A 16,993-nucleotide genomic window follows, 5' to 3' on the forward strand; every position below is an offset into this window, starting at 1 on the left:
CCGCACCACCGGTACCCCGCGCGGTAACGTCCGACCCCTGTACGGGCGTGGCCGCGCGGAGCGTTTTCGGGCCCCCCTCAGGTCGCCTGGCCCACGTACACGTTCCGGGTGAAGAACTCCGCCAGCACCGGAGCGATCACCTGCGGCGCCGGCTCCCGCGTCTGGCCCGTCAGTGTGCGGTGGCGGCCCCGGGGGAGGGTGTCCGCCAGCAGCCGCGTCGCCGCCCGGGAGGAGGCCGGGCTGAAGCCGCCGCTGACCACCAGGGTCCGTGCCGTGACGGAGGCGAACCGCTCGACGGGCACCGTGCCGTCGCCGAGCAGCGCGTCGTCGTACGCCAGGGTGTGCGCCACGGACTCCAGGCTCCGCCACAGCGGCGCACTCCGCATCCTGGCGATCAGGTCGTCCGGGACGCCCGTCACGGACAGGAACAGCTCCACCGCCCCGTCCCGGTTCCCGGCGGACAGCAGCCGGTGCAGCCGGGCCGTGCCGTCGGCCTTGGACCGCAGGCCGGTGATGCAGGAGGTGTACGGCGGCTCGCACACCGCGAGCAGGTCGACGGGGAGCCCGGCGGCCTGCGCCTCCAGGGCCAGCGCGCCGCCGGCCCCGACGCCGAACACCGAGGGCCGGCCGCCCACCGCCGCGGCGACCGCGGCCAGGTCCTCGATCTCGCGCTCCACCGCGTACGGCGCGCTGTCACCGCTGGCGCCCCGGCCACGCCTGTCGTACGTGACGACCTGGAAGCGCGGCGCGAGCAGACGTGCCAGCGGTGCCTCGGTCGCGGCCGTGCCCAGGGCGCCGCCCACCAGGATCACCGGCGGTCCTTCACCCCGGCACCGGTACGCGATCAGGGTGCCGTCACGGGAGAGAGTCTTGTCCATGTGACGGTGGACTCCGGGGGCCCCGGAAACTCATCGCCGGACGCGAAGAAGTTTTGAACTTTCTCATCGCCGCGGCCCGGAAGGGGTACTGACGGTCCGTCGGCGGTCAGGACGGGACGGCCTCGGCGTCGTAGAAGCAGAAGTGGTCCCTGATCGCGGCGACTTCCGGCTTCGGCTCCGGGTACGCCCAGACCAGATCCGCCGCGTCCGGCCGCGACCAGTAGGAGGCGTCCCCCTTGAACGGGCAGTGGGTTCGGGTGTCCGACGCCGTCAGCAGCTCGGTCCGGACATCCTCGGGCGGCAGGTAGTAGCGGACCGGACAGCCCGTCTCGCGCAGGACGAGCGGGCGCCGGCTCTCGGCGAGCAGCAGGCCGTCGCGGACCACGCGCACGTGCTCGGTGCCGGGCTCGACGGTGATGTGGTGTCCTCGGGTGGCAGTCATGTGTTTCTCAGCGGTGCCGCACGCCCGTTTCTTCCCCGGCGGCGCGGCAGGCCCGTTTCTTCTTCCCCGGCGGCGTGGCACTGCCGTTTTCGTGCCCGGCGGAGGGGCTGTCGGTGGCGGGTTCTACCGTGGAGGCCATGAAGATCTGCGTATTCCTCTCCGCCGCCGACCTCGACGAGCGCTACACCGGGCCCGCCCGCGAATTCGCCGAACTGCTCGGCCGCGGCGGTCACACCCTGGTCTGGGGCGGCTCGGAGAGCGGGCTGATGAAGGTCGTGGCCGACGGGGTGCAGGAGTCGGGCGGGAAGCTGGTCGGGGTGTCGGTGGACTTCCTGGCCGCGAAGGCGCGTACCAACGCCGACGAGATGGTGATCGCGCGCGATCTCGCCGAGCGCAAGGCACTCCTGCTGGAGAAGGCCGACGCCGTCGTGATCATGGTGGGCGGCACCGGCACGCTCGACGAGGCCACCGAGATCCTGGAGCTCAAGAAGCACGGCAGGCACACCAAGCCGGTCGTGCTGCTCAACACGGCGGGCTTCTACGACGGACTGCGCGAGCAGTTCCAGCGCATGGAGGTCGAGGGCTTCCTGCCGCTCCCGCTGAGCGACCTGGTGTTCTTCGCGAAGGACGGGGCGGGCGCCCTGGCCTACCTGGAGGAGTCGCCCGGCCTGCGGTGATGTGCCGGCGCCCGGCGGACGGGTGCGACGATGGGGGCATGTCCACTCACCTCATCACCGGCGCCGGTTCCGGCATCGGCGCAGCAGTCGCCCGCCGTCTCCTGGAGCGCGGGGACGATCTCCTGCTCCTGGCCCGGGACGCGGGCCGCGCCAAGGAGCTCGCCGCGCTGTACCCCGGCGCCCGCACGATCGTCGGCGACCTCTCCAACCCGGACCGGCTCTCCTGGGCGTTCGCCCAGCAGCCGATGCCGGAGCGGCTCGACTCGCTGCTGCACATCGCGGGCGTCGTCGAGCTCGGCCGGGTCGGCGAGCTCACGCCCAAGGCCTGGCACGTCCAGCTCAACGCCAACCTGGTCGCCCCCGCCGAGCTGACCCGGCTCTTCCTGCCCCAACTGCGCGTCGCCCAGGGCCACGTCCTCTTCGTCAACTCCGGCGCCGGGCTCGCCGCCCACGCCGCGTGGAGCGCCTACGCGGCGAGTAAGCACGGACTGAAGGCGCTGGCCGACTCCCTGCGCCACGAGGAGCACGGCAACGGGGTCCGGGTGACCTCCGTCTACCCCGGGCGCACCGCCAGCCCCATGCAGGCCAAGGTCCACCAGCAGGAGGGCAAGGAGTACGACGCCGAGCGCTGGATCGACCCGGAATCGGTCGCCACCACGATCCTGATGGCGATCGACCTGCCGCGCGACGCCGAGGTCAACGACCTCACGGTGCGCCCCGGCCGCTGACGGCACGGGCGGGGAACCGCCGTAGGCTTCCCGCGTGAGCGAGAAGAGCAAGTTCAGCGGGTGCCCGGCCACCGGAGTCGGTTCGATGCCCGGAGGAGACGCGCGGGAGGCGGCGAAGACCGTCACCGGCTCCTTCGGGGACGGCCAGGGCGTGCCGTATCTGGCGGAACTGCCCGCGCGCGGTCCTGGTGCGGACATGATCGGGCGGACCATCGGGCTGCTCGTCGAGATGTACGGACACGTCGAGCCGAGCGGTTGGCGGATCAGCGACCGGCCGGGGCGCGACACCCGCCGGGCTCGCTCCTGGCTCGGCGAGGACCTCGACGCGCTGGAGGAGTTCACCCAGGGGTACGAGGGGCCGCTCAAGGTGCAGGCCGTCGGGCCCTGGACGCTGGCCGCCGCACTGGAGCGCCGGGGTGGCGAGGCGGTGCTCGGTGACCCGGGCGCCTGCCGCGATCTGGCGGACTCGCTCGCGGAAGGGCTGCGCAACCACCTCGCCGAGGTACGGCGGCGGATGCCCGGCGCCCGGGTGATCCTCCAGCTCGACGAACCGTCCCTGACCGGGGTCCTGCTCGGGCGGGTCAGGACGGCGAGCGGCTACCGCACCTATCGGGCGGTGGACCGTCAGCTCGTCGAATCCACCCTGCGGGACGTGCTGGGCGCGACGGGCGAAGGCGCCGCGGTCGTCCACACCTGTGCGCCCGAGGTGCCGTTCGCGCTGTTGCGCCGGGCCGGGGCGGACGGCATCTCGTTCGACTTCTCGCTGCTCACCGAACGTGAGGAGGAAGCGATCGGGGAAGCCGTCGAAGGCGGTACCCAGTTGTTCCTCGGTGTGGTGCCGGGCACCGACCCGGCCTCGGGCGGATTGTCGGACCCGGGCGGTAGCGTCATGGGTGTCAGGACGCTGTGGCGCAGGCTGGGGCTGAATCCGGGGACTCTGACCGAGTCCGTGGTGATCACTCCCTCGTGCGGCCTCGCGGGTGCGTCGCCCGCGTACGCACGTGCCGTGCTCGCCCACTGCGCCCGGGCCGCGAGATCGCTCGCAGACAACCCTGAATAGCGGGGCACTGGGTAACGGGAGGACGGGACGATGGCCGGCGAGAAGCAGACGGCAGGGCCGGCGGAGGCGCGGGAGCGGCATGCGCTCCTCGCCGAGCAGATCGAGGAGCACCGCTTCCGCTATTACGTGAACGACCAGCCGGTCGTCAGCGACGCCGAGTTCGACCGGCTGATGCGTGAGCTGGAGGCCCTGGAGGACACGTATCCGCAGCTGCGCACGCCGGACTCGCCGTCGCAGAAGGTCGCGGGGCCCTACCGGACGGAATTCACCTCCGTCGAGCACCGTGAGCGGATGCTGTCCCTGGACAACGCCTTCGACGACGAGGAGCTGGCCACCTGGGGCGAGCGGGTCGCCCGGGACGTCGGCGCCACCGGCTACCACTTCCTGTGCGAGCTCAAGATCGACGGCCTCGCGGTCAACCTCACCTACGAGCACGGACTGCTGACCCGGGCCGCGACCCGGGGCGACGGCCGCACCGGCGAGGACATCACGCCCAACGTCCGTACGATCGCCGACATCCCGCACCGGCTGAAGGGCGATCGCATTCCGGCGCTCGTCGAGGTCCGCGGCGAGGTCTTCTTCCCGATGGAGGGGTTCGAGGCGCTCAACGCCCGGCTGGTGGAGGCGCAGGACAAACCCTTCGCCAACCCGCGCAACGCCGCGGCGGGTTCGCTGCGCCAGAAGGACCCCAAGGTCACCGCCGGACGACCGCTGCACATGGTGGTCCACGGCATCGGGGCCCGTGAGGGCTTCGACATCGACTGCCTCTCGCACGCCTACGAGCTGCTGCGTGAATGGGGGCTGCCCACCGCCAAGCACAACAGGGTGGTGGATTCCCTGGACGGGGTACGGGAGTTCATCGCCTACTTCGGCGAGAACCGGCACTCCGTGGAGCACGAGATCGACGGTGTCGTCGTCAAGCTCGACGAGATCCCGCTCCAGGGCCGCCTCGGCTCCACCTCACGCGCCCCGCGCTGGGCGATCGCCTGGAAGTACGCGCCGGAGGAGGTCAACACCAAGCTGGTCAACATCCGGGTCGGCGTCGGCCGTACCGGCCGCGTCACCCCGTACGCCCAGGTGGAACCGGTCGAAGTGGCGGGATCCGAGGTCGAGTTCGCCACCCTGCACAACCAGAACGTGGTCCGGTCGAAGGGTGTCCTGATCGGCGACACGGTGGTGCTGCGCAAGGCCGGCGATGTGATTCCGGAGATCCTCGGCCCGGTCGCCGACCTCCGGGACGGCACCGAGCGGGCGTTCGTCATGCCCGCCGAGTGCCCCGAGTGTGGGACGGAGCTGCGGCCCATGAAGGAGGCCGACATCGACGTCCGCTGCCCCAACGCCCGCTCCTGTCCGGCGCAGTTGCGCGAGCGCGTCGCCTATCTGGCCGGTCGCGCGTGCCTGGACATCGACCACTTCGGCTATGTGGCGGCCGCCGCCCTGACCCGACCGCTGGAGCCCGCCGATCCGCCGCTGCGCGACGAGGGCGACCTGTTCGGGCTGACCATCGACCGGCTGCTGCCCATCCGTGCCTATGTCCTCGACATGGACAGCGGACTGCCCAAGCGCGACCCGAAGACGGGTGAGGAGAAGACCGCGATGGTCTTCGCCAACCAGCAGGGCGAACCGAAGAAGAACGCGCTCGCCATGCTGGACGCCATCGCCGCGGCGAAGGAAGCGCCGCTGGCCCGGATCCTCACCGGGCTCTCGATCCGGCACGTCGGACCCGTCGCGGCGCAGGAGCTGGCCCGTCAGTTCCGGAGTATCGACCGGATCGACGAGGCCACCGAGCAGGAGCTGTCCGATGCCGACGGGGTCGGACCGGTCATCGCGGCCTCGGTCAAGGCCTGGTTCGCCGAGGAGTGGCACCGGGAGATCCTGCGCAAGTGGCGGGAGGCCGGGGTCCGGATGGAGGACGAGGGGGCCGGTGAGGAAGAGGGGCCGAGGCCGCTCGAAGGGCTCACCGTCGTCGTCACCGGCACGCTGGCCTCGCACACCAGGGACGGCGCGAAAGAGGCACTCCAGAGCCGCGGGGCGAAGGTGACGGGTTCCGTTTCGAAGAAGACCGCCTTCGTGGTCGTCGGCGACAACCCCGGATCGAAGTACGACAAGGCCATGCAGCTGAAGGTGCCCGTGCTGAACGAGGACGGCTTCGCCGTGCTGCTCGAGGAAGGACCGGACGCGGCGCGCGAGGCGGCGGTGCCGGCCGAGGAGTAGGGCCGGGGCGGGGATGGAGCCGTGTGGGTGGAGTCGTGTGCGTACGCCCGGATTCACCCGGTCGGCGCATAGCAGATGCTGACGGGCGGTCGGTTCGCATTCGGGCAAGAGATGTAGACGGCTGCCCCTGGGACCCTTCCGCGGCCTACTGTTGAGGGGTGCGCCTGCGGCGCCCGGCCGCCGGGCGTGCCGCGGCACAGGGGCACGCAACGGAACCATCAGGTGACATCGGCACCGCCGGCTGTGAGAGGGACGGAATGAAACCGACCGAGAACGCCGAACCGGTGTCGCGGCTGAGGGGTTTCACCGGGCTCACACCCAAAGTGGGCGCCGCCGTCGTGGCCCTCGCCACTGTCCAGCTCGCGACCGGCTTCTATCGGACCGTCAGCGGCGGACACGCCCTCTTCCCGGAGGGCGCGGCCGGCTGGTCGCTCGCCGTGCTCACCGGGATCGTCGTCGGTCATCTGGTCGCGCTCGGCCGCGACCGCTGGTGGGGCGGCACCGGTTCCGGGGCCGCCCTCACGCTCGCCGTGCTGCTGCTCTACGGCTGGGTGTCCGCCGGTCTGGTCAGCCTGGTCGTGGTCGTACTCGTCGGGATGGCCCGCAGACACCGCTGGTGGCAGGGGCTGTTGCACGGGGCGGTGGACATCCTGGGGGTGGGCGCGGCGGCGCTGGTCATGGCCGCGTTCGGTGAGGTGCAGACCGTCGAGTCGCCCTGGCAGCCACTCGACTGGGGCATCGACGTCATCCCGGAAGTCCTCCTCGCGGCCTCCACCTACCTGCTCGTCACCCGGGTGCTGCTGTGGTACGCCCGGTCCCCCCAGAGCGGCGGGCTGCCGACCGTCGCCCGCACCGCACTGCTGCGGCAGGGCCTCGTCGCGGTCGCCCTGCTCGGCATCGCACCGCTGATCTGCGTCGTCGCCATGGCCATGCCGGTACTGCTGCCGCTCTTCGCGGTCCCGCTGATCGCGCTGGACTCCACGCTCTGGATCGCCCGTGCCAGGGCCGAGGAGCAGCTGCGCGATCCGCTCACCGGACTGCCGAACCGGCAGTGGCTGCTCGAACGCACCTGGACGGCCCTGGAGGAGGCCGAGAGCGTCGGCACCCGGGTCGGCCTGGTCCTGATCGACCTCGACCGCTTCCGAGCGGTCAACGACACCCTCGGCCATCTGGCGGGGGACCGGCTGCTGCTGCAGATAGCGGACCGGCTGCGCCTCGCCCTGCCGCGCGGCGCGGAGGCGGCCAGGCTCGGCGGCGACGAGTTCGCCGTCCTGCTGCCGGCCGCGGACTCCACCACCAGCGTCCAGCGGGTCGCCCGCCATCTGGTCGCCGGACTCTCCTCACCGCTGGACCTCGACGGGCTCACCCTGGTGCTGGAGGCCAGCGCGGGCGTCGCCGTCCACCCCGACCACGCACTCGACGCGGAGGGGCTGCTGCGCCGCGCGGACGTGGCGATGTACCAGGCCAAGCGCGACCGTACGGGCGTCGAGGTGTACGAGTCGAAGCGCGACAGCAACACCCCCGACCGGCTCGGGCTCCTCGGCGATCTGCGGCGTGCGCTGGACGCGGGCGAGGTGGAGCTCCACTACCAGCCGAAGGTCCGCTTCGACGGACAGGTGGCCGGCCTGGAGGCACTGGTCCGCTGGGTGCACCCGGAGCGCGGGCGGGTCCCTCCGGACGAGTTCATCGCCATCGCCGAGTCCTCCGGGCTGATGCCGCACCTCACCGAGTACGTACTGGAGACGGCGCTGGCCCAGGTCGCCAGGTGGCGGGCGCAGGGGCTGTTCGTCCCGGTCGCGGTCAACGTCTCCCCGCGCGATGTGCACACCCCGGGGTTCGCGGGCGGCGTCGCGGCCCGGCTGGCCCGGCACGGAGTCCCGGCCGGTGCGCTCCAGCTGGAGATAACGGAGCACGTGCTGCTGGAGGACCCGCAGCGGGCCGCGGACACCCTGGCCGGGCTGACGGGGCACGGCGTGAAGATGTCCCTGGACGACTTCGGTACGGGGTACTCCTCCCTCGTCCATCTGCGCCGGCTGCCGGTCAGCGAGCTCAAGATCGACCGGTCCTTCGTGGCCCGGCTCGCCATCGACCACGAGGACGCGGAGATCGTGCGCTGCACGATCGACCTGGCGCACTCGCTCGGTCTGCTGGTCGTCGCCGAGGGCGTCGAGGACGACGAGACGTGGGAGCGGCTGCGGGACCTGCGCTGCGACGCGGTCCAGGGGTGGCTGGTGGCGGCCGCGATGCCGCCGCAGGAGACGACCGCGTGGCTGCGGGCGCGGGGCGAGCACGGGTGGCGTCGGCCGGCGGAGCTGGCGGCGGCCGCCGCTGCCGCCGCGGCAGCGGCGGGTGTGACCACCGCGGCGACGCCCGAGCCGGCGCAGCCGCCGTCCGGCCGGACGGTCGACCCACGGCCCGCCACGACATGAACCGGCTCGGGGCCCGCCACGACGTGAACCCACTCACGGCCCGTTCGTCATGAACTGACTCACTGCCCGTTACGACATGAGCCGACTCGCGGTCCGCGACGGCATAAACCGCCTCCGGGAGGCGGGCCGGGCAGGGGTGTTCCGTGGGTGGCCGTGGTCGGTGCGGGCGACACCATAGGATTGGGCCAAAACCACACACCAACCCCTGAGGATCGCTGCATGCCTGGCATCACGCGCGAGGAGGTCGCCCACCTCGCCCGGCTGGCGCGTCTGGAGCTGAAGGGCGAAGAGCTCGATCACTTCGCCGGTCAGCTCGACGACATCATCGGCGCGGTCGCCCGCGTCTCCGAGGTCGCCGACCAAGACGTACCGCCGACCTCCCATCCGCTGCCGCTGACCAACGTCATGCGCGCGGACGAGGTCCGTCCCTCGCTCACCCCCGCGCAGGCGCTCTCCGGCGCCCCGGCCCAGGAGCAGCAGCGTTTCAAGGTGCCGCAGATCCTGGGGGAGGACTAAAAAGCCATGACGGACATCAGCACCATCATCAAGCTCACCGCCGCCGAGACCGCCGCGAAGATCGCTTCCGGTGAGCTCACGGCCGTCGAGGTCACCGAGGCCCACCTGGCCCGGATCGAGGCCGTCGACGAGAAGGTCCACGCCTTCCTGCACGTCGACCGCGAGGGCGCGCTCGCGCAGGCCCGTGCCGTCGACGCGAAGAGGGCGGCGGGCGAGAAGCTCGGCCCGCTGGCCGGCGTCCCGCTCGCGCTCAAGGACATCTTCACCACGCAGGACATGCCGACCACCGTCGGCTCGAAGATCCTCGAAGGCTGGGTCCCGCCCTACGACGCGACCGTCACCAAGCGGCTGAAGGCCGCCGACGTCGTCATCCTCGGCAAGACCAACATGGACGAGTTCGCCATGGGGTCCTCCACCGAGAACAGCGCCTACGGCCCGACCGGCAACCCGTGGGACCTCACCCGCATCCCGGGCGGCTCCGGCGGCGGCTCCTCCGCCGCGCTCGCCTCCTTCGAGGCCCCGCTGGCCATCGGCACGGACACCGGCGGCTCGATCCGCCAGCCCGCCGCCGTCACCGGCACCGTCGGCGTCAAGCCCACCTACGGCGGTGTCTCCCGCTACGGCATGGTGGCCTTCTCGTCCTCCCTCGACCAGGGCGGCCCCTGCGCCCGTACGGTCCTGGACGCGGCGCTGCTGCACGAGGTCATCGCCGGGCACGACCCGCTCGACTCGACGTCCATCGACGCCCCGGTCCCGCCGGTCGTCGAGGCCGCGCGCAACGGCTCCGTCGAGGGCATGCGGGTCGGAGTCGTCAAGCAGTTCTCGGGCGAGGGCTACCAGGCCGGTGTCGTCCAGCGCTTCAACGAGGCGGTCGAGCTGCTGAAGTCGCTCGGCGCCACGGTCGTCGAGCTGGACTGCCCGTCCTTCGACCTGGGCCTTTCGGCGTACTACCTCATCGCGCCGTCCGAGTGCTCCTCGAACCTCGCCCGCTTCGACGCCATGCGCTACGGCCTGCGGGTCGGCGACGACGGTACGAAGTCCGCCGAGGAGGTCACCGCGCTCACCCGCGAAGCCGGTTTCGGCGACGAGGTCAAGCGCCGCATCATCCTCGGCACGTACGCGCTGAGCTCCGGCTACTACGACGCCTACTACGGCTCGGCGCAGAAGGTCCGCACCCTGATCACGCGGGACTTCGAGAAGGCCTTCGAGCAGGTCGACGTCATCGTCTCCCCGACGACGCCCACCACCGCCTTCCCGATCGGCGAGCGCGCCGACGACCCGATGGCGATGTACCTCGCGGACCTCTGCACCATTCCGACCAACCTGGCCGGCAACGCCGCCATGTCGCTGCCCTGCGGCCTGGCGCCGGAGGACGGCCTCCCGGTCGGGCTGCAGATCATCGCCCCCGCCATGAAGGACGACCGGCTGTACAGGGTCGGAGCCGCCGTTGAGGCCGCCTTCGTGGAAAAGTGGGGACACCCGCTGCTCGAGGAGGCTCCGTCGCTGTGACTGCCATGGCAAAGAAGGCCACGAACTTCAAGAAGTCCAAGACCGGGCTGTACGTATCGCTCGGCAGCACCGCGTTCGGCGCGATCAGCGTCGCCAAGCAGGCGAGGCTCGCGCGGAACGACAACGACATGCTGCGGCTCATCGACGCCGCGGTGTCCGCCGCCGCCATCGTCACCGGCCTCGCGATCCTCTATCGCGAACTGAAGCGTCTCGGCGACGATGACGTCCTGCTGGGCTGAGAGGGAAAGTTTTCACCGTGACTGCTGTCATTGACCTGGAGTCGTACGAGGACGCCCTCGCGACGTACGACCCCGTCATGGGCCTCGAAGTCCATGTCGAGCTCGGCACCAAGACCAAGATGTTCTGCGGCTGCTCCACCGAGCTCAAGCAGGACGCCAACTCCCAGACCTGCCCGGTCTGCCTCGGACTGCCGGGCGCGCTGCCGGTCGTCAACGAGATCGGCGTCGAGTCCGCCATCAAGATCGGTCTCGCACTGAACTGCGAGATCGCCGAGTGGTGCCGCTTCGCCCGGAAGAACTACTTCTACCCGGACATGCCGAAGAACTTCCAGACCTCCCAGTACGACGAACCGATCGCCTTCGACGGCTATCTGGACGTCCAGCTGGAGGACGGCGAGATCTTCCGCGTGCAGATCGAGCGCGCCCACATGGAGGAGGACACCGGTAAGTCGACGCACGTCGGCGGCGCCACCGGCCGTATCCACGGGGCGTCCCACTCCCTGCTCGACTACAACCGCGCGGGCATCCCGCTCATCGAGATCGTCACCAAGCCGATCGAGGGAGCGGGCGCACGCGCCCCCGAGGTCGCCAAGGCGTACGTCGCCGAGCTGCGCGAGCTCATCAAGGCGCTCGGCGTCTCGGAGGCCCGGATGGAGATGGGCCAGATGCGCTGCGACGTGAACCTGTCGCTGCGCCCGCACGGCCGTGAGGCGTTCGGCACCCGTTCCGAGACGAAGAACGTGAACTCCCTGCGTTCCGTCGAGCGGGCCGCCCGCTTCGAGATCCAGCGCCACGCCGCGGTGCTGAACTCCGGCGGCACGATCGTGCAGGAGACCCGGCACTTCCACGAGGAGGACGGCTCCACCACGGCCGGCCGCATCAAGGACAACGCCGAGGACTACCGCTACTTCCCGGAGCCCGACCTGGTACCGGTCGCCCCGGCCCGCGCCTGGGTCGAGGAGCTGCGGGGCGGCCTCCCCGAGCTGCCGCGGCTGCGCCGCGCACGGCTCAAGGAGGAGTGGGGCGCGTCCGAGCACGACATGCAGTCCATCCTCAACGCGGGCGCGGTCGACCTGATCGTCGCCACGACGGAGGCGGGCGCACCCTCGGACCAGGCCCGCAAGTGGTGGATGGGCGAGCTGGCCCGTAACGCCAACGAGACCGGCCGCGGTCTCGACGAACTGCCCGTCACCCCGGTGCAGGTCGCCAGGGTGGCCGCGCTCGTCGCCTCGGGCGACCTCAACGACAAGCTGGCCCGCCAGGTGCTGGAGGGCGTCCTCGCGGGCGAGGGCGACCCGGACACCGTCGTCGAGAAGCGCGGCCTGAAGGTCGTCTCCGACGAGGGCGCGCTGTCCACCGCCGTCGAGGAGGCCATCGCGGGCAACGCCGCCATCGCGGACAAGATCCGCGGCGGCAAGGTCGCCGCGGCCGGCGCGCTCGTCGGCGCCGTCATGAAGGCCACCCGTGGCCAGGCGGACGCGGCACGGGTGCGTGAGCTGATCCTGGAGAAGCTCGGCGTCGAGGGCTGAGTCCGTCCCCGTACGTCCTCGAAGGGGCGGTGCATCCGGTACCACCGGGCGCGCCGCCCCTTTCACCGCTCCGGAGAGCCCGCTGAACTCCGTCACCACCGAGATCGTCTCCGTCGCCCTCCTGCTGGGGGTGCTGGCGTTCGCCGTCGCACGCCCCCGGGGCCTGCCGGAGGCGACCGTCGCCGTGCCCGCCGCACTCCTGGTGATCGCGATCGGCGCGCTCTCCTGGCCGGAGGCCCGCTCCCAGGTGAGCAGCCTGCTGCCGGTGATCGGCTTCCTCGCCGCGATCCTGGTACTGGCACAGCTCTGCGCGGACGAAGGGCTCTTCACGGCTGCCGGTGAACTGGTCGCCCGCGTCTGCGGCGGGCGGACCGGCCCGCTGCTCGCAGGGGTCTTCGTGGTCGCGTCGGTGATCACGGCGGTGCTCAGCCTGGACGCCACCGTGGTGCTGCTGACGCCGGTCGTCCTCGCGACCGCGGCCCGCGTCGGGGCCCGCCCCCGCCCGTACGTGTACGCCTGCGCGCACCTCGCCAACTCCGCCTCGCTCCTGCTCCCCGTCTCCAATCTGACCAATCTCCTGGCGTTCACGGCCAGCGGCCTCTCCTTCACGCGCTTCGCCGCCCTGATGACGCTGCCGTGGCTGGCGGCGATCGCCGTCGAGTACGTGGTCTTCCGCCGGTACTTCGCGGCCGACCTGGCGGCGGGCGCGTACCCGCAGAAGGCGGCGGAGGAACGGCCCCGCGTCCCCGTCTTCACCCTGGCCGTCCTCGTGCTGACCCTGTGCGGATTCGTCGTGACCTCGTTCGCGGGCGCGGAGCCGCTGTGGGCGGCGCTGGCGGGCGCCGCCGTGCTGGCCGTACGGGCGCTGGCGAAACGGGAGACCACGGTGAAGGGGCTGGTGCACTCCGCCAACGTGCCGTTCTGCCTGTTCGTGCTGGCCCTGGGCGTCGTCGTCAAGGCGGTCGTCGACCACGGCCTGGGCACCGGCATCGGCTGGCTCCTGCCCGACGGTTCCTCGCTGGCCGCGCTGCTGGCGGTGGCCGTGGTGGCGGCCGTCCTCGCCAACCTGATCAACAACCTGCCGGCCATCCTCGCCCTGCTCCCGGTCGTCGCGGCGGCCGGCCCGGGTCCGCTGCTGGCCGCACTGATCGGGGTGAACCTCGGGCCGAACCTCACGTACGTCGGCTCGCTCGCCACCCTGCTGTGGCGTCGCATCCTGCACACGCACGGCGCGGCGCCGGAGCTCGGTCACTTCACCAGGCTCGGGCTGCTGACCGTTCCGGCGACGCTGGTGGTGTCGACGGTCGCGCTGTGGGGGGCGCTGGGGGTGATCGGGGTGTGACGTGCGCACGGGAGGGCGTGCGGGCGCGTGCCGCGAGCCCGCCGTCCGGCCGTGGCGATGTCGTCCATACGTGGATCCGACGCCTGTGAATAAAGCCACGAATAGGGCAAACGATCACAGATGACTGTCATGGTGAAGGCTCCAGGTCAGGTGTTTTTCGGCGCACGGTGCTGCCGAACCGCCGGAGAGGCCACGAACCCGCAGGGAGTACGTCCCTTGGCTGCCATCGCCCGCTGGTGCATCGCTCACCGCCTTGTCACCGTCCTCATCTGGCTGTTCGCCCTCGGCGGCACAGCCGCTGCCGCCGGGTTCGCGGGCAGTGCCTACACCAACGACTACGAGGCGCCCGGCACCGAATCCGGCCGTGCCGCCACGCTGCTGAAGAGCGGCTTCACGAACCTCGGCGGGGACACCGACACCATCGTCTGGCACACCGACGACTCCACCGTGCGGGCGACCGACGTCGAACAGAAGATGACCAGGACCCTGCACGAGGTCGAGCGGCTGCCGGGTGTCGGCGCCGTCAGCGGGCCCTACAACCAGGCGGGCTCCGGCCAGATCAGCGCGGACGGGCACACGGCCTACGCCACGCTCACCTTCGACCAGCAGGCCGACGACGTACCGGTGGCGCAGGCCGAGGCGGTCGTCCAGACCGCGAAGGCCGCATCCGGCGAACACCTCCAGGTCGAACTGGGCGGCTCGGCCATAGCCCTCACCGAGGCGCCCGCCATCCACCTCAGCGAGGCCATCGGGGTCGTCGTCGCGGCCGTCGTGCTCTTCCTCGCCTTCGGCTCGCTCGCCGCCAGCATGCTGCCCATCGCCACCGCTCTCGTCTCGGTCGGAACGGCGTACGCGGGCATCATGCTGCTCGGGCACGTGATGACCGTCGCCGACTTCGCCCCGATGCTCGGCATGCTCGTCGGACTCGGGGTCGGCATCGACTACGCCCTCTTCATCGTCACCCGGCACCGCAGAGGGCTGCGGCGCGGCATGAGCGTTCCCGAGGCGGCGGAGCACGCGGTCGCAACGACCGGACGGGCCGTCGTCTTCGCCGGGGCCACCGTCTGCATCGCGCTGCTGGGCATGCTGATCCTGCGGCTGAGCTTCCTCAACGGTGTCGCCGTCGCCGCCTCGCTCACCGTCGTGCTGACCGTGGCGGCCGCCGTGACCCTGCTGCCGGCCCTGCTGTCCGTCATCGGCATGCGGGCGCTGAGCGGGCGCGAGCGCAGACAACTCGCCGAGCGCGGCCCGCAGCCGGACCTGCCCACCGGTTTCGCCGCCCGCTGGTCCGCCTTCGTCGAGCGGCACCCCAAGCTGCTCGGAGGGATCGCGGTGCTGGTGATGGTGGTCCTCGCGATCCCCACCTTCTCGCTCCACCTGGGCACGTCCGACCAGGGGAACAACGCGAAGTCCTCGACCACCCGGCAGGCGTACGACCTGCTGGCGAGCGGGTTCGGCCCCGGCGTCAACGGACCGCTGACCATCGCCGCCCAGCTCGACGGTGCCGACGACCGCCTGGCGCTGGACGCGCTGCCCGCGACGCTGCGCGCCACCGACGGGGTGGCATGGGCCTACCCGGCCACGTACAACTCCAGCGGCGACACCGCGTTCGTCACCGTCGTACCGGACTCGGCGCCGCAGTCCCAGGAGACCAGCGCGCTCGTCGACCGGCTGCGTACGGACGTACTGCCGAAGGCGGCCGACAACACCTCGCTCGAGACCCATGTGGGCGGTGTGACGGCCAGCTACGACGACTTCGCCCAGGTCGTCATCGGTAAACTTCCGCTCTTCATCGGTGTCGTCATAGGGCTCGGCTGCATGCTCCTGCTGATGGCCTTCCGGTCGGTCGGCATCCCGCTGAAGGCGGCGCTGATGAACGTGGCGGCGGTCGCCTCCTCGTTCGGCGTGATCGTCGCGATCTTCCAGTGGGGGTGGGGGAGCGAGCTGCTGGGACTGGGCAGTGCGGGCCCCATCGAACCCTTCCTGCCGGTCATCATGGTGTCCGTGCTCTTCGGCCTCTCCATGGACTACCAGGTGTTCCTGGTCGGCCGGATGTACGAGGAGTGGCTGGAGACCGGCGACAACCGGCGGGCGGTCCGGGTGGGCCTCGCCGAGACCAGCCGGGTGATCAACTCGGCTGCGGTGATCATGATTTCGGTCTTCCTCGCCTTCGTGCTCAGTGGCGACCGGGTCATCGCGATGTTCGGAATCGCACTCGCCGCGGCCGTCGCGCTGGACGCCTTCGTCCTGCGTACGCTGCTGGTTCCCGCCCTGATGCATCTGCTGGGCGGGGCGAACTGGTGGCTGCCGGGCTGGCTGGACCGCAGGCTGCCGCGTCTCAGCATCGAGCCGCCCGGCTGCCGGGCGCCGGACGCGAAGATCCCGGGGGCGGGCGTGAGCCAGGACGACGCCGTACCGGCCGCGCAACGCGTCCACTGATCAGCGCGGAACCGTGGCACGCAAGATACGGGAAGGGGCACGGTGTTCGCGCCCACCGGCCCCGGAACGGCGGGCCGGGCAGGGGGTGAACCGGGGGTTCGGGGGCGGGGCGTCGCCGGGCGTTAAGAACGTTCTCATCCGGGGCGCCTAGCGTGCGGGAAATGAACCCCACTGCTCCCACTACTCCCACTACTCCCACCGTTCCCACCGCCGAGGGCGACGGAGAGCGGGAGACGGCGAAGAAGACCGTCACCGAAACCGCCGGCGCCAAGGACACGGCGAAGCACCTCGACGAGGCACGTACCGGGCCCGGAAAGGCCGCGGACCGTGATGCCGATGCCGATGCCGATGCGGCGATGGACGCCGACGCCGACCTTGACGCTGCTGAGCAGGACTTCGACCTCGATCCGGACGCCGACGAGTCCGACAACGAGTCCGCAGGCCTCGGCACCGCCGCCGCGGCCGTCGTCTCCGTCGGCCTCGGCATCGTCTCGCTCACCGGGGCCTGGAGCGGCCGGGTAGCCGCCGAGCGCGAGACGCTGATCGGACAGATCAAGACATCGTCGGGCGGTTCCGCGGCGCAGCAGATCTCCGAGATCTACGGCGACGCCTGGCACGCCACCGCACTGGTCAACGGCCTCTTCGGGCTCCTCGCGCTGCTGGTCGGCGGCTACGTCCTGGTCCGGCCCGCGTTCGGTGCCCCGTCCGCACACCCGCAGGCCGGCTGGGTCCGCGCGGTGGCCATGGGCGGAATCGCGCTCGGTGTGCTCGGTGTGCTGATCTCCGTGGGCATGTACTTCGACCTCATCGTCGCCCTGCCCACGGCGACGGCGGGAAGCTGACCCCGAGCGGCAGGTACGGCGCCTCCCGGCGCGGCCTAAGGCATCTGCGGGGGTGTTCACCGCCCTTGTGCGGCGGCGTGGGCGCCCGACTAAGGCCCCGGCCCGTCAGAGATGCGTAACTCGCCCGATGCGGCGGCACCCCCTGGGCG

The 16,993-nt window shown here is 71.4% G+C and carries 14 protein-coding genes; 12 read left to right on the top strand and 2 right to left on the bottom strand.

Annotated elements, in window-relative coordinates:
- Positions 1-77: 77 nt before the first annotated feature.
- Entirely contained in the window at positions 78-878 is an 801-nt protein-coding gene (locus FHX80_RS21645) for an alpha/beta fold hydrolase (RefSeq protein WP_145765713.1), read from the bottom strand.
- Between the two features lie 106 nt (positions 879-984).
- Positions 985-1,320 (bottom strand): DUF427 domain-containing protein, encoded by a 336-nt coding sequence (locus FHX80_RS21650; RefSeq protein ID WP_145765714.1) that lies wholly within the window; start codon positions 1,318-1,320, stop codon positions 985-987.
- Between the two features lie 137 nt (positions 1,321-1,457).
- Here FHX80_RS21650 and FHX80_RS21655 point away from each other — a divergent pair, with 137 nt between their 5' ends.
- The 12 genes from FHX80_RS21655 to FHX80_RS21710 all read left to right on the top strand — a co-directional run bounded on the left by FHX80_RS21655 (position 1,458) and on the right by FHX80_RS21710 (position 16,844).
- Positions 1,458-1,997, top strand: a complete 540-nt coding sequence (locus FHX80_RS21655; protein WP_145765715.1) for an LOG family protein — start codon at positions 1,458-1,460, stop codon at positions 1,995-1,997.
- 38 nt (positions 1,998-2,035) lie between these two features.
- Complete coding sequence (locus FHX80_RS21660; RefSeq protein WP_145765716.1) at positions 2,036-2,725, top strand: SDR family oxidoreductase; 690 nt, start codon at positions 2,036-2,038, stop codon at positions 2,723-2,725.
- 34 nt (positions 2,726-2,759) lie between these two features.
- Positions 2,760-3,785, top strand: coding sequence for a methionine synthase (locus FHX80_RS21665; RefSeq protein WP_145765717.1), 1,026 nt, complete (start codon positions 2,760-2,762; stop codon positions 3,783-3,785).
- A 30-nt stretch (positions 3,786-3,815) separates the two neighbouring features.
- Positions 3,816-5,999, top strand: coding sequence for an NAD-dependent DNA ligase LigA (gene ligA, locus FHX80_RS21670; RefSeq protein ID WP_145765718.1), 2,184 nt, complete (start codon positions 3,816-3,818; stop codon positions 5,997-5,999).
- Positions 6,000-6,256: 257 nt separating this feature from the next.
- On the top strand, positions 6,257-8,428 hold the full coding sequence (locus tag FHX80_RS21675; protein WP_145765719.1) for a putative bifunctional diguanylate cyclase/phosphodiesterase: 2,172 nt from the start codon (positions 6,257-6,259) through the stop codon (positions 8,426-8,428).
- Between the two features lie 219 nt (positions 8,429-8,647).
- Positions 8,648-8,944 carry an Asp-tRNA(Asn)/Glu-tRNA(Gln) amidotransferase subunit GatC gene (gene gatC, locus FHX80_RS21680; protein WP_003966094.1) on the top strand — a complete coding sequence of 99 codons (297 nt, stop codon included), beginning with the start codon at positions 8,648-8,650 and terminating at the stop codon, positions 8,942-8,944.
- A 6-nt stretch (positions 8,945-8,950) separates the two neighbouring features.
- Positions 8,951-10,453, top strand: a complete 1,503-nt coding sequence (gene gatA, locus FHX80_RS21685; RefSeq protein ID WP_145765720.1) for an Asp-tRNA(Asn)/Glu-tRNA(Gln) amidotransferase subunit GatA — start codon at positions 8,951-8,953, stop codon at positions 10,451-10,453.
- Between the two features lie 5 nt (positions 10,454-10,458).
- Positions 10,459-10,692: a hypothetical protein gene (locus tag FHX80_RS21690; protein ID WP_167523732.1), complete on the top strand. Its 234-nt coding sequence runs from the start codon at positions 10,459-10,461 to the stop codon at positions 10,690-10,692.
- A gap of 17 nt (positions 10,693-10,709) precedes the next feature.
- The gene (gatB, locus tag FHX80_RS21695; protein WP_145765722.1) at positions 10,710-12,221 is read left to right on the top strand and encodes an Asp-tRNA(Asn)/Glu-tRNA(Gln) amidotransferase subunit GatB; all 1,512 of its coding nucleotides are present in this window, start codon (positions 10,710-10,712) and stop codon (positions 12,219-12,221) included.
- An 82-nt stretch (positions 12,222-12,303) separates the two neighbouring features.
- Positions 12,304-13,563, top strand: coding sequence for an SLC13 family permease (locus FHX80_RS21700; protein ID WP_145765723.1), 1,260 nt, complete (start codon positions 12,304-12,306; stop codon positions 13,561-13,563).
- Between the two features lie 216 nt (positions 13,564-13,779).
- Positions 13,780-16,002, top strand: a complete 2,223-nt coding sequence (locus FHX80_RS21705) for an MMPL family transporter (RefSeq protein WP_145765724.1) — start codon at positions 13,780-13,782, stop codon at positions 16,000-16,002.
- A gap of 161 nt (positions 16,003-16,163) precedes the next feature.
- Entirely contained in the window at positions 16,164-16,844 is a 681-nt protein-coding gene (locus tag FHX80_RS21710; protein WP_145765725.1) for a hypothetical protein, read from the top strand.
- Positions 16,845-16,993 lie beyond the last annotated feature (149 nt).

Origin of the sequence: Streptomyces brevispora (assembly GCF_007829885.1) — a bacterium.
In the GTDB taxonomy this organism is placed as follows: domain Bacteria; phylum Actinomycetota; class Actinomycetes; order Streptomycetales; family Streptomycetaceae; genus Streptomyces; species Streptomyces brevispora.